13 protein-coding genes are annotated in these 13,205 nt (G+C 64.0%); 6 read left to right on the top strand and 7 right to left on the bottom strand.

Annotated elements, in window-relative coordinates; genetic code table 11:
- Nucleotides 1-2 precede the first annotated feature (2 nt).
- Entirely contained in the window at nt 3-1,181 is a 1,179-nt protein-coding gene (locus WH367_RS23845; protein ID WP_339537943.1) for a phosphotransferase, read from the bottom strand.
- 209 nt (nt 1,182-1,390) lie between these two features.
- On the opposite strand from WH367_RS23845, the gene WH367_RS23840 reads away from it, so the two are divergent.
- Nucleotides 1,391-2,134: a GntR family transcriptional regulator gene (locus tag WH367_RS23840; protein ID WP_339537942.1), complete on the top strand. Its 744-nt coding sequence runs from the start codon at nt 1,391-1,393 to the stop codon at nt 2,132-2,134.
- A 46-nt stretch (nt 2,135-2,180) separates the two neighbouring features.
- Here WH367_RS23840 and WH367_RS23835 read toward each other — a convergent pair whose 3' ends face one another.
- On the bottom strand, nt 2,181-3,548 hold the full coding sequence (locus WH367_RS23835; protein ID WP_339537941.1) for a HipA domain-containing protein: 1,368 nt from the start codon (nt 3,546-3,548) through the stop codon (nt 2,181-2,183).
- A 74-nt stretch (nt 3,549-3,622) separates the two neighbouring features.
- On the bottom strand, nt 3,623-4,474 hold the full coding sequence (locus tag WH367_RS23830) for a LysR family transcriptional regulator (protein WP_339537940.1): 852 nt from the start codon (nt 4,472-4,474) through the stop codon (nt 3,623-3,625).
- Between the two features lie 130 nt (nt 4,475-4,604).
- On the opposite strand from WH367_RS23830, the gene WH367_RS23825 reads away from it, so the two are divergent.
- Complete coding sequence (locus tag WH367_RS23825; RefSeq protein WP_445228153.1) at nt 4,605-5,543, top strand: DMT family transporter; 939 nt, start codon at nt 4,605-4,607, stop codon at nt 5,541-5,543.
- An 11-nt stretch (nt 5,544-5,554) separates the two neighbouring features.
- Here WH367_RS23825 and WH367_RS23820 read toward each other — a convergent pair whose 3' ends face one another.
- Nucleotides 5,555-5,923 carry a hypothetical protein gene (locus WH367_RS23820; RefSeq protein WP_339537938.1) on the bottom strand — a complete coding sequence of 123 codons (369 nt, stop codon included), beginning with the start codon at nt 5,921-5,923 and terminating at the stop codon, nt 5,555-5,557.
- 229 nt (nt 5,924-6,152) lie between these two features.
- Nucleotides 6,153-6,917 carry an IPTL-CTERM sorting domain-containing protein gene (locus WH367_RS23815; RefSeq protein ID WP_445228152.1) on the bottom strand — a complete coding sequence of 255 codons (765 nt, stop codon included), beginning with the start codon at nt 6,915-6,917 and terminating at the stop codon, nt 6,153-6,155.
- A gap of 836 nt (nt 6,918-7,753) precedes the next feature.
- Between WH367_RS23815 and WH367_RS23810 the strand changes: the two genes are divergently transcribed.
- On the top strand, nt 7,754-7,927 hold the full coding sequence (locus WH367_RS23810) for a hypothetical protein (RefSeq protein ID WP_339519415.1): 174 nt from the start codon (nt 7,754-7,756) through the stop codon (nt 7,925-7,927).
- Nucleotides 7,928-7,994: 67 nt separating this feature from the next.
- Nucleotides 7,995-8,195 (top strand): hypothetical protein, encoded by a 201-nt coding sequence (locus WH367_RS23805; protein ID WP_312988968.1) that lies wholly within the window; start codon nt 7,995-7,997, stop codon nt 8,193-8,195.
- A gap of 209 nt (nt 8,196-8,404) precedes the next feature.
- Here the strand turns inward: WH367_RS23805 and WH367_RS23800 are convergent, their stop codons facing one another.
- Entirely contained in the window at nt 8,405-9,367 is a 963-nt protein-coding gene (locus WH367_RS23800; RefSeq protein ID WP_339519417.1) for a DMT family transporter, read from the bottom strand.
- 109 nt (nt 9,368-9,476) lie between these two features.
- On the opposite strand from WH367_RS23800, the gene WH367_RS23795 reads away from it, so the two are divergent.
- Nucleotides 9,477-10,424 carry a LysR family transcriptional regulator gene (locus WH367_RS23795; RefSeq protein WP_339537936.1) on the top strand — a complete coding sequence of 316 codons (948 nt, stop codon included), beginning with the start codon at nt 9,477-9,479 and terminating at the stop codon, nt 10,422-10,424.
- Between the two features lie 75 nt (nt 10,425-10,499).
- Here the strand turns inward: WH367_RS23795 and WH367_RS23790 are convergent, their stop codons facing one another.
- Complete coding sequence (locus WH367_RS23790; protein WP_339537935.1) at nt 10,500-11,432, bottom strand: LysR family transcriptional regulator; 933 nt, start codon at nt 11,430-11,432, stop codon at nt 10,500-10,502.
- Between the two features lie 145 nt (nt 11,433-11,577).
- On the opposite strand from WH367_RS23790, the gene WH367_RS23785 reads away from it, so the two are divergent.
- Entirely contained in the window at nt 11,578-12,813 is a 1,236-nt protein-coding gene (locus tag WH367_RS23785; RefSeq protein WP_339537934.1) for a serine hydrolase domain-containing protein, read from the top strand.
- Nucleotides 12,814-13,205: the final 392 nt, after the last annotated feature.

The raw sequence follows: 13,205 nt of genomic DNA, 5'->3' as shown, positions 1-13,205 counted from the left end.
GGTCAGGCGGCGGTGGGGTGGGTGTCGGCACGGTGGTCGGCCTGCGCGCCATGGGCTTGCAGCCAGCCGCCAATCATGCGGCGGAACAAGGCCGTGGCCGTGGCCTGGCTGCGCAGGATATAGACGCGGTTGTCGGGGTAGAGGCGGGCGCGCCAGGCAGTAATCACCATGCGCTGCGTGAGCCGCGCCAGGATCAGGTCGGGCAGCAGCGCATGCTCAGCAGCCGTCAGTGGCAGCAGGCTTTCATAGCCGGCCAGCATGGCGGCCAGCGCGGCATCGGGTGCATCGGTCAGCGGCATTTGGTAAGAGGCGGCAATCGCGAGATCGGCCACGCGCGGAGCCAGCAGCATGTCGCCAAAATCCAGCACGCCGGCAATGCCCAGGCCGTCGTCGCTCGCCAGCAGGTTGCTGGGCGAGAGGTCGTTGTGGATGGTCTGCGTGGGCAGCTGCGGGCCCAGCTGTGCCAGCCGCTGCTCAAACACGGCCCAGAACGCTGCAATCTGCGCGCGCAGTTGCGCATCGCCCACCACCTCCAGCCAGGGGCGCAGCAGCGGTGCGCGGCGTGCATCCCATAAAAAGGGGCGCTCGGTGGCCGGGTGGGCAAAGTCTGCCAAGGCCCCATGCAACTGGGCAATCGCCAAGCCCCAGGCCTGCCAGGCGGTGGCACTGCGCTGCAGGTCACCGCCCGCCTTGCCATCGAGAAAGCTGTAGCAGCGCACCCGCAAATGCTCGCCCGCCTGGCTGCGCCAGTCCAGCCAATCGGGGCTGGTTTCGTGGCCGGTTTCGTGGCCGGTGGGGGGGCGGGTGTGGGCGCTGGCGCTGGCTTGGGTAGCGGTGGGCAGTCGCAGCGGATGGTGCAGTGGCACCGGCACGGCGCAGCGGTCTGCCAGGTGCTTGAGCACCGCTATCTGCATCTCTGTTTCTGCCAAGGATTCGGCCGCGCTGATGAACTTGAGGGTCACGGCGCTGCCATCGGCTGTGCGGACCAGAAAGTTGCGGTCCCGCTCTCCGGACAGGGGTTGCGCATTGCCTTGGATGCCATAGGCTTCCCAGGCCAATGCCTGCGCCTGTTCAGCGCTGACCTGGGGCACGGCCGTCAAAAAGGCCTGGCTGGCTTGCGCCAAGGCGTCCGATTCATTCGGTTCGGCAAAGGCGGTAGGGGCAAAAGGGGAGCTGTTCATGGAATGCGGCGGCCGGTGGTGCAAGGGCGCGCTGCTTGGACAGCACTGGCGCAGAGGGCGATCAGTCCGGTCAAGGCAGCGTTTTGCTTAATTTGATGTTTGATGCATCAAAAATGGGGTGAAGAGATTTAAACAGCAACTTTGCTCAATAGCATCGGGGTAAACCTGCATGCGGCTATGAAGGCTTATGATGCATCTTGCTGCATGGCATGGCGGTCAGCACCGCCTTGGCAGACCTGCATCACAACAAGAATCGCGAGGAGCAATGGCAGATGGCAGACAGGTTCGAGAGCGTCAACACCGAGAGCAAGGGCGACCAGATCTATGCCCAGCTGGCGCAGGCGCTGGTCAAAGGGCAGTTGCTGCCAGGCGAGCGTCTCAAGATCCGCGAGCTGGCCGCGCAAATGGGCACCAGCGTGACGCCCGTGCGCGATGCCATCCTGCGCCTGGTGCAGCACGGCGTGCTGGTGATGCTCAGCCCCCGCGATATACGCGTGCGGCGCCTGACCTTGGACGAGTACCTGGAGATCCGCAACATCCGCGTGGAACTCGAAGGCATGGCCGCCAGCCAGGCCGCCCTGCGCGCCACGCCTGACGAAGTGCAGCGCCTGGCCGAGCAGGTGCAGCACAACGAGGACGCGGTGCGGCGCGGTGATATTGCCCAGGCGATTGCGCTGAACCAGGATTTTCACTTTGCGCTGTGCCAGCTGGCCCGCATGCCGCTGCTGTCCGATATCTTGTACGGCCTGTGGCTCAAGATGGGCCCGCTGATCGCCCAGAGCTACAGCGAAGGAGGCCGCAGCATGATCGACCACCACTACCCCGTTGTCGAAGCCCTGCGCCGCAACGACCCGCATGCCGCGCGCGTAGCGATCCAGACCGATCTGCTATCGGGGGGGCAGTCGATTTATGAGCGGTTTGGGCGGGTGGAGCAGAAGGCAGAGGTGCAGTAAGGCTTGCCTGGGCAAGAGGTGGCTGCGCCAGAGCCTCTGAACTTACTTATGGCGACGGCAACAGCGGCGCTGCAAACGCCCGCGCGACCTCGCGGTTACGCAGCGCCAGCGCCCGCATGGCCGCAGAGGTCGGTGCTGCCAGCTGGGCATCGCTGGCCGCTTCCCAGAAGGCATCGGCCGCACGTGCGGCCAGGCTCCACACCTTGGGGATGGCGCCAATGGTGCTGACCTTGGGCTCGATCGGTACCAGCTCGGGGTCCAGCCCGCCGCCGATGGAGGCGTAGCGCATCGGCAGGATGTCGTAGGCCGGGGCAATGCCCAGATACTCGCCGTCGTCGCCAATCAGCAGCGAAATGTTCTCGAAATGCCGGTCGGTATTGCCAATGAGCTCGCTGAACGCGGCCATCACGGCCACATGCTCGGCATGCTGGGGGCTGAAGTAGTCTGCGTTCACGCAGCGTGCGGCGAACTCGGGCCAGGTATCGCGCGCACCAAAGAACTCGTCGTCGACGGCGCCGGCCGAGAGCATGCCCAGGCGCCCTTGCTTGCCAACGCGGTCAAAGCGCTGCACTTCCAAAAACACAAACTCGCCGCGCGCCAGCAGCTGGGTCTTGGCGGTGGGCACACCCACGTTGGCCAATGATGCCAGCGCCAGGTGCTCAAGCGGCAGAAGCTCTGCCATGCGGCTGCCGCTGCGCGCGAACTTGACGATCACCGATCCCGTGTCTTCGGCCACCCAAAGAAACTTGGGCTGCTCGCCGCCGGCGCTTGAGCCATAGGATTCGTTCTTGAGCTGCTGCGCCAGCGCGACATACACGTCGAGCTTGTCTTGCGCCTCTGGACGGGGCTGGCGCAGCAAATCCATTTCCCGCTGCAAAGGGATATCGCCAAAGATCAGGTTGCCCGGCAGATTCATCCCTTGGGTGAACAGAAACGCAATGCGGTGGTCGTCGCTCCAGTCGCGCAAGCTGGCGGGGAAGGGCTGCTGCAGGGCGGCCGTTTGTGCGAGCTGCCGGCCCAGAAACCCCGATGGCGCAGCAAACAGCATATAGGGGGGCAGGCCTTCGTAGAGACGAATGGCGCTCGCATCCCCACGCTCGAGCGTGCCGCCACCCACGAGAAATTCAAGATCCGCATAGGGAACGATGTGGCCGCTGGAGAGAAAGCGGTACACGCGCTGGCGCGGCTTGAGCCCCAATGGCAGCTTGCGCAGCAAGGCGTACTGGGGCGTGCGCTGGCCCGGCTCGCGGAACATGGTGACGCGGGCCGATAGTTCGCGAATAGCTCGGGACAGCGTTGGCTGGCTGATGCCCAGCGCCTCTACCAGCTGCTGTCCAGAGCGCGGGCCACCGGCCAGCGCGCGCTCGATGGCCTGCTGCAGATCGTTCAAAGGCTGGGGTGAGGGGCTAGGCATAGCAGGGGGTTTGAATAATTCATGAATTTTATATGAATTCCAAATTCATCGCTCGCCACGGCACTTGGCTGGGACTACGCCGGCCCTTGCGCCTGCCTCAGCGTATGCACCAGCAGCTGGTACAAGCTGTCTACCGCCTTGGAGCGCCGTGATTCCTTGCTGCGGTAGACGGCGACCTCCATCGGTGCCAAGGGGCCCAGCCCATGCTTGCTGCCCAGCACCTGCAGATGGGGCGGGGCGCTGCACTGGGTCAGTGCCGCAACGGCCAGGCCACTCTCCACCGCCGCAATCTGCCCGGCCAGGCTGGAGCTGTTGTAGACCACGCGGTGCTGGCGCCCTTGCAGGGCCAGCGAGTGCAGCGCGCCGCGTCGTGCCAGGCTGGCTTCTTCATACACCGCGATGGGCAGCGGGTCCCGCCGCCACAGCGCAAAGTGCTCGGAGCCGACCCAGACCATGGGCTCATGAAAGAGCAGGGTGCCCCGGCGTGCGTGGTCGCGCGACACCAGCGCCAGATCCAGGTCGCCAGCTGCCACACGGGGAATCAGTGCGGTCGATTGCTCGCAGCTGAGCACGATCTCCACGCCGCTGTGGCGGGGGGCAAAGCGCCTGAGCACGGGCGTGAGGTACCTGGCCGCATAGTCGTCGGGCACCCCCAGGTGCACGCTGCCGCTCAGTGCATCGCCCTGCAGCGCAAACTGTGCCTCGCTGTGCAGATCCAGAATGCGCCGCGCATAGCCCAGCAGCCGCTGGCCTTCGGCGGTGAGTTGCTGGCTGCGGCTGTCGCGCTCGAGCAGGCAGTGGCCGACAGCCGCCTCCAGTTTTTTGAGCTGCATGCTGACCGCAGACTGGGAGCGGTGCACCTCGCCGGCTGCGCCCGAGAGCGATCCGGTATCGACCACCGCGACAAAGCATTTGAGCCAATCCATCTGAAGGTCTTGCGAGCTTGCGGGCATGAGGTTTCGATGAACGAATAGCTGATGCATGAATTATGCGCTTTTCGATAAGTTGCCCGCGCAGCACACTGGCGGCCATGAGCCAATATCCCAGCCAGCGCGCATGACCGCTGCAAACATGGACCCATCGTCACGCACGGCATCTGCCACGACAGGCGAGGCCTTCGGCGGCCTGCTGCCCTTTGTGCTGGGCAGTGCGCTGCTGGGCAGCATCGGCATTTTTGTACACATGGCCCAGGCCGGGGCGCTGACGGCGACTTGGTTCCGCTGCGCATTCGGGCTTTTGGGGCTGACGGCCTGGCTGCTGTGGCGCCGGCAGCTGCATGCTTTGCGGCTGGCGCGCAGCACGGCGGGCTGGGTGCTGCTGGCCAGCGCCTTGATGGTGCTCGGCTGGGTGCTGTTCTTCGCGGCGATGGAGCGCATCTCCGCCGGGGTAGCGGTGGTGCTGTTCCATATGCAGCCGATGTGGGTGTTGCTGCTCGGCGCGCTGTGCCTGGGCGAGCAGCCGGGCAGGCACAGGGTGGCCGCAGTCGCGCTGGCCATGCTCGGGCTGGTGCTGGCCACCGGTGTTTTGCAGCAGGCCGCATCGCAGCAGGGCGCCCAGCCGCAGTACTGGTGGGGTGTGGGCATGTGCTTGCTGGGTGCATTTTTGACCGCTGCGGTCACCGTCATTGCGCGGCGCCTGCGTGCTATGCCAGCCGGTGTGCTGGCCTGGTGGCAATGCGCCGTCGGCAGCGCCGTGCTGTGGCTGGCGCCCGCCACGCAAGGCTGGCCGGCCTGGGGTGCCTCCTGGGCATGGCTTGCTGCCTTGGGCCTGGTGCATACCGCCACCGCCTATGCCTTGATCTACACCGGCATGTCCCGGCTACCGACGGGGCGCATTGCGGTGCTGCAGTTTGTCTACCCGGCAATCGCGATCGTGGTGGACTGGCAGTATTTTGGCCACAGACTGGGAGCGCTGCAGATGGTGGGCGTGGTGGTGATGGGGCTGGCTATTGTGTATGCCGAGCGCGGGGCCTCTGGCAAAACAAGGCCATCTTGAAGCGTGCATAACTAGTGGCGTTTGTTCTTCCAGGCCAGGAGGGCGAGGCCCAGCCAGGTCAAGACCAAAGGGATAGAGGCCCAGACCAGGGAATGAGATTTGCTGAAAATCGCATACAACGCGGCACCCAGCAGTGCGCTCAGCAACACATGGCGTTGCGGCCGGTTGCGAGCCAACTTGGCCACGACATAGCCCGAGAGCACGGGGGTAAACAGCAGGAACAGCGCGAGGAGAAAAAGTGGGGCGAATCCATAGAGGGCGGTATCGGGCAACAACGCGGTCAGTAGCGCAAATGTGATGTTTTGCAGCAGCAGCGTGACTGCGCCGTAACTCACGGCAAATGCAATCAGAATCGCTTTCAGGTCAATATTGAAGAGCATCTCTCTACCGTAGTGGTGTTTTAGGTATGGCCTCGCCTTCCTCACATCCCATCGAGGGCGGAGGCTTGAAGCGCATCGACAGCATTCTGGCGTCTCCACTGGCTTGTCCGGAGCGCTGAGTTGCTTGCCCACTACGGTGCTCGATAAATTTCTTTGTCAAGAGCGTGGCGAGCGCCACACCGAGGATGCAGGGCAGCCTCCGCGCTGCCCATTGCCTCCTGTCCAGGATTTACTGGCGTTTGCGGCGGCCCAGACCTGCCAAGCCGGCGACGGCCAGTGTCCCGCTCAGTGCAAGAACACTCCACTGGCCAAGGGTGGGTACGGCAGTAGGGCTGGCCACGGGAGCTGCGACAAAGCTCAGCTTGACTTGACCGGCACCGCCATCAAAGCCGATGCCCACGCGGCTGCCGCCGCCGCCGCCGCCGGGCGCGCTGCCAGGGGCTTCTTCATTGCCGCCCCTGCCGCCATCGGCCACGGCGATGCCGCCAACATAGCCCAGGCCAGGCTGGCCATCGGCGGCGGAGCCCGCAGAGCCGCCGCCTCCGCCGCCTTCCACGGAGGGCGTAGGGGCGCCCGCTGCGCCTGCGCCGCCAGAGAAACCGGTCAATCCTGCACCGCTGCAAGCCGCTCCGCCCGCGCCTCCAGTCGATCCTGTCGCGCCTTCGCCCCCGGCGGCGCTGATGGAGCCGCCCGTCCAGCTGACGGTCGATGCTGTACCTGCTGTGCCATCGAGGCCGCTGCTAGTGCCACCCGTGCCCGTGCTGATGGTCAGCTCCGCGCCAGCGGCCAAGCTGAAGCTGCCCTTGCAATAGGCGCCACCGCCACCCCCACCACCGCCATCGATGCCAACATCACCGCCTCCCGATCCACCCCCAGCGCCCCAGACTTCGATCACGACCGAGCTCGAGCCTGCCGGTACGCTGCAATTGGCGGTATTGATACCGCTGACGCAATCAGCCGCCCAAGCGGGGGCTGCTGCAAGCCCTCCCACCATTACACACGCGGCGTAGGCCATATTTCTGGATAGCAAGCTCATAAATTTCCTCAAAAATAAATGCGGACACGCCACTTATATCGCAAAGCAAAAAGAATCGCAGCAGAAAAATGCATATTTCTTGCATTACTGCGGTAACGAATATCTTAGTTTAGATAATTCCAATCAAATGGCTATCTGGAATTTAATTAAGTGAATATCCATAGGGGTGAAGCGGTTCTCAGAGGATAAAATATTTTTATGATGAATGCCTGCATCGCGGTAGATGCGGTTGATGTGGCATTTGATGCGGGTCAATAATTTTCAATAATCCCGCGATGGCGGCAAAGCCCGGGGCTGTGGCATGGCCGCGGGTGCCGCTTTATTCCACCCAAGGAGGGCGAGCGGATTGCGCAAGCCCGCGTTCAGGCCACGGCTGGAGGCAGGGAATGCCTGGTTACGCGGGAGCTGGGCGCAGATGCGAGTCCATGGACGTTTGGTGAGATCTCATAGCAGCATTTCTTGCTTTCAGCACGGTTGGATGCACCGCCAAACTCGGCATTTCCAGCGGTGATTAGCGCTTTCCAATCAGCCGTTTCTGCCGGGCATGGAGCGGCGAGAAAACCAAGTGCGACAAGCCGAAAAGCAATCTCCTCCGTCCAGGCCAGGACGGAATCGGGCGGTTGGATTGCCCGCGCCCGCAAGAGATTTTGGGGTTGTGCGGTTTAAGGTCATTAAAAGGAGTACCGTGGGGCGAGGCAATCCTTCCTGGTGTGCCCCACGAGGCCGGAGGTCTGCATGTTCCCATTCTCAGCCCGCCTGCCAGCATCGGCGCTTGCCTTTTTATAGGAGTAGGGATGGAGACGTTTTACGACATCTATCTGGGCCGACTGGGTGCCAGAAACACGCGGCGGGTTGCCAAAAATCAGACCACAGTAGAGGTCGATATCTGGAAAGCCAAAGGCTATCGCCTGCAGGCCGAGCGGCGTGTGGCAGAGCGCTTGCACGAAATCTATTTCATTACGGAATGAAGACGGGGGCGATGAGATACCCGCGATACGGACTCTCTACCCCCGCACTGAACAGGATCAACGGGTCATGAAACTCAACCTAAAGGCCAAGCCCTCCAAGATGTCGGATATCCAGAAATCACGGCTGGAGACTGAACGCATCTCCTACTCGGAAGACGCACCGCCAGCCCGCCAGACCTGGAAGGAGCGGCCAGCCTATGACGGCGACGAGCTGTCCTACCGGGGGCAGGTCAAAAAGACCTTGATTACCCTCAAAAGCCATGGATGAAAAGACTTGGCTGCCGATGGGGCTGGTGGAGTGAACAGCCAACTATATGGACCCGGCGGTACCCACCAGTCTCTGCAAAACTCTTGCTCCGTAAGCTGGCAGCGGATGGGGATGGGGCCAAAGGCGTCGTTTGAGAGCGAGCCTGACCTCTTGCCGGCGAAGACAGTGCGGCGGATCGGACGAGTCTGGATTCAGCCCCAAGCAAGCATCTATATGGATCGTTCTCTGCCCCGCAGATCCTGCCAGCGAAAGCCCAGTACCGCCGCCACAATCAAGCCCATGCCCCACCATTGGAACGTGCTGGGGTGGGCGCCAAACCAGAGCAGGTCCACGGCCAGGGCCACTGCCGGGTAGATAAAGCTCAGCATCGCAATGGCGGCCGGGCCCAGGCGCTGAAAGGCGCCATACATCAGCCCGTACATCAGCGCGGTGTGCAGCAGGCCCAAGACCAGCACGCAGACAAGCGTCTTGGCCGATGGTAGCTGGGCGCCGAGCCCCGCGACCTGCATCAACATCGGCGCCGACCACAGGGCCAGTGCAGCGCCTCCCACCAGCATCTGCACCATGGCAATTTGCGCCGGTGCAATGCCCTGGACGCGCCGCGTACTGACCACCGTCACGGTGTAGAGGGCGGCGGCCAGCAGCGCCAGCACAATGCCCCAGACCGGCGCGCTCGCCTGCGCGGCGATGGTGGCAGCGGCCTCGCTGCCCAGCCCACTGCTCAGCACCACGCCCGCCAGTGCCAGCAGCATCCACAGCAGCTTGCGCCCGCCCATGGCCTCGCCCCCTAAGGCGGCGGCCAGCACCAGCATGAAGGGCTGGACATGGTAGACCACCGTGGCAATCGCAATCCCCACATAGGCATAGGCGTGGAACAGCATCACCCAGTTGGCCACCAAAGCCAGGCCGCCGATCAGCATCGCCGCCCAGGCCCGCCGGTCCGGCCGCACCCAGGCCCGCTGCCACCATAGCCACAGCCCCAGGCCCAGTGCTCCAAGCAAGCAGCGCAGCAGCACCACGCGCTCCACCGGCAAACCGCTCTCGATGACGGCCAGGCCAATCGTTCCCGACAAGACCATGGCGGCGACCATGCGCCAGGTGCCGCCGCTGCTGCGGCTGTGGGTGGGGTTGGCTGCCGCTTGGGGCATGGCTGCTGCGCTGGGGGAGTGCATTGCGGTATCTCGCTGGAGTCAATGGCTCCGATGGTCATGCATGCGCAATCATTAAACAATACGGCTTTGATTCAATTTATTATTGTCTGTAAATCAACACTGAGATGCCATGAGCCCCGATACCCTCCCGCTTGCCGATATGCAGGTCTTTGTCCAGGTTGTCGCCCAGCACAGCTTTGCGGGTGCGGCGCGGCAGTTGCGCCTCACCACCGGCGCTGTCAGCCGCAGCGTCGGCCGGCTGGAATCGGCACTGGGCGTCAAGCTGCTGCACCGCACGACGCGGTCTCTGTCGCTGACCGAGGTGGGGGCGGCCGTGCATGCCGATTGCCTGCTGATGCTGCACAGCGCCGAGCAGGCGGTATCGCGTGCGACGGCCCACCGCCAGCAGCCGCAGGGCATCTTGCGCATCAACGCCCCCTTGGTGTTTGGCGATTGGTGGCTGGCACCGCTGCTGCCCGGCTTTTGCGCGCGCTTTCCCGACGTGCAGGTGCAACTGAGCATGAGCGACACCATGGCCGACCTGACCGCCGAAGGGCTGGATCTGGCGATCCGCATCACTGCGGCCGATGCGCTACCGCCCGCCATGGTGGCCCGGCCGCTGCAGCGCGTGGGCTATGTCCTGGTGGCGCATCCCGCTTATCTGCAATCCCGGCAGGCGATCGCCCAACCACAGGATCTGCTCGCCCACCCCTGCATGAGCCTGGGCTACGGCCCCTTCCAAAACCTGGTGGAGCTGGTGCCAGCCGATGCGCCCAATACGGTTGCCACCAAGCTGCGGCTGAACACCCCCATCACCATTGCCAGCAGCCAGGGCTTGCTCAATGCCTTGCAGCACGGCGCTGCCTCTGGCATCGCGCTGATGGCCGATTTTGTCGCGCGCAGCCATCTGACGGATGGCCGCCTGGTCCAGGTGCTGCCCCACTGGCAGTTGGCCGGCAGCTACGCCCCGCGCATGGCCTATGCCCTGCATGCCCCGGGGCCGCACATACCGCCTAAATTGCGTGCGATGCTGGACTATTTGCAGAGCCAGGACGCGTCTGTCTCCGTATCCGCATAAGCACAGCGCAACGCATGCGCATCGGCATGGGCAGGCGAGGGCGATCGGGGCAAAGGCTGCGCAGCGCATCAGCGATCAAGCGTGCCGTTGGCCTGCCCCGCCGGGCAGCGTTTTCGTATCCGCAGCCGCAAACATCCGCGCGCAAAGATAGTCCACCAGCGCCCTGACCTTGGGTGATGCATGCCGGCCTGCAGGCCACAGAATGTGGAACACCCCTGTGCGCTCGGCCAGCCCGGGCATGACCTGCACCAGCCTGCCATCGGCCAGCGCGTCGCCGATGGCAAAGTCCGGCAGGCAGGCGATGCCGCGCCCCTGCAACGCAAAGCAAGCGCGGGTTTCAATGTTGTTGCAGACCATGGATACTGGCAGGTTGACGGGCTCGCCATCGTTCGCTGCGGGAAGCGGCCAGGCCTCCAGCTTGCCGCTGTAGGGCCAGCGGAAATGCATGCAGCGGTGAGAGGCCAGGTCTTGCACCTTCTGGGGGGTGCCGTGGGCGGCCAGGTAGCCTGGCGACGCTACCAGCAGCATCTTGAAATGGCCAAGCTTGCGGGCCACCAGGCGCGAATCGGCAGGCTCGCCGGTGCGCACCACGGCATCAAAGCCTTCTTCCACCACATCCACCAGGCGGTCAGAAAAATCCAGGTCCAGCTGGATATCGGGGTAGTCGCGCATGAAATCGGCCAACACCGGCAGCACCAAGGTGCTCACCAAGGGCAGGCTCACGCGCAGCCGGCCCCGGGGTGCCGATGAGGCCTGCGACAGCTCCGTTTGCGCCGCCTCGATCTCCGCCAGGATGCGCCTGCTGCGCTCCAGCAGCAGCAGGCCTTCGGCCGTCGGCGTAATGCTGCGCGTGCTGCGGTGGAACAGGCGCACGCCCAGCTTGTCTTCCAGCCGCGCCACACTCTTGCCCACGGCCGAGGCAGAAATACCCAGCAACCGGCCCGCTGCCGTAAAGCTGCGCGTCTCTGCCACCTGCACAAACACCGTAAATGCGTTGAGGCTATCCATGGGTTCTCACCTGCGTTACTCGGCCCGTATGGCCAGGGCCCATTGCGGACATCAATGTCCTGAAAGTATGGAACTCTATCCTGGTTTTTCTGGGATCGCAGGCTGCCTAAGCTAATGGCTGTGTTCCAACCAAGGTAGCGATGCTATGGATTTTTCAGTTTCTGGCGCACCCGGCAGCGGTGTGCAGCAGGGAGTTATTGGCTTGACTGGGCCGTGGGCGCCGGTTGCCGATGTGTTGCATAGGGCTCTGGCCGAGCAGCGCCTGGTGGGCGCCGTGGTGCTGGTCTACCGGCATGGCCAGGCGCTGTGCCGCATCGCAGCAGGCTGGGCAGACCGGGAGGCGCGCACCGCGATGGCCGAGAACACCGTGTTTCGCTGGGCCTCCGTCAGCAAGCCCGTCGTCAGCGCTGCGGTGATGCGGCTGGTCGCCGATGGGCGTCTGGCCTTGGACGAGCCCATCACCACCTGGCTGCCGGTCTTTCGCCCCCGCTTGCCCGATGGGCGCGAGGCGCGCATCAGCCTGCGCCAGCTGCTGAGCCACACCGCCGGCCTGGGCTACCGCTTTTTTGAGGCGGACGACCAAGGGCCGTATGCCCAAGCCAGCGTGTCCGATGGCATGGATGCCAGCGGCATCGATCTGCAGGAGAACCTGCGCCGCATCGCCAGCGTGCCGCTGCTCTACGAGCCCGGCACCGGCTGGGGCTACTCCTTGGCGGTGGATGTGCTGGGCGCCCTGGTCGAAGCGGTGTGCAACACCCGCTTGCCGCTGGTAGTGGAAGCACTGGTCACGCAGCCCTTGGGCATGGCCGATGCCGGCTTTGTCTGCCGCGATGCCGCGCGCCTGGCAACGCCTTACGTCAACAGCGGCCCCGTGCCCCACCGCTTGCAGGAAGGCGAGGTAGTGGCCCCCTTTGACGGTACGGTGGGCATCCGCTACAGCCCATCCCGCGCTTTGGATGCGGGCGCCTTTCCCTCCGGCGGCGCCGGCATGGTCGGCACAGCGGATGATGTGCTGCGCCTGCTGGAAGCATTGCGCACTGGCCAAGATGGCTGGCTGCCCGAGCAGCTGATCGCCGAGATGGCTCGCGACCAAACCCAGGGCCAAGATCTGGCGGCTGGCCCGGGCTTGGGGTTTGGCTTGGGTTTCTCGGTGCTGCGCGATCCTGCGCTGGCGCAGTCGCCTGAATCGCCAGGCACCTGGCGCTGGGGCGGCGCTTACGGCCATGCCTGGTGGGTGGACCGGCCCCGAGGGTTGACGGCGGTGGCCCTGACGAATACCTTGTACGAGGGCATGTCGGGGCGGTTTGTGACGGAGTTGCGGGATGCCGTGTATCGAGGGGTTCAAGGATCGTCTGGGATGCGGCAGCTAAGTGCTGGTTGAGTATCTCGGTAATTCCTCCCTTGTTTCCTTCGGCGCGCACTCTCCATAATGCTCGCCGAGGGGGGACAGCATGAATTTTTCAAAGGTATTTTTGCAGTGGATAGCGCTCGGAACTCTGGCCTTGTCTTGGGGGTGGAGCGCTGCTTTTCAGATTGGACCTCTTGGCACCCGACACGAAGAGCGCCTAACCAATTAATCCAACTCGACGCTGGCCGATATCGCAGGCAGGTTAGGCGTTTTGGTCAAGGCTCCGGTTCACGAAGAAATCACCCATCTCGGCAAGTGGTGCTCTGTTGAACGAGCCAATCTTGCCTCTGAATCGCCCCGACTTGGCTAGACACTCTTGAGCCGTTGGGAATGGCGCTGTTCAAACTCGATGGGCGATAGCCCTG

It is taken from the genome of Comamonas sp. MYb21 (genome assembly GCF_037479395.1).
Classification (GTDB): Bacteria; Pseudomonadota; Gammaproteobacteria; order Burkholderiales; family Burkholderiaceae_C; genus Comamonas.
Note: the sequence above shows the minus strand (reverse complement) of the source record. Positions and strands in the feature narration are given on the sequence as shown.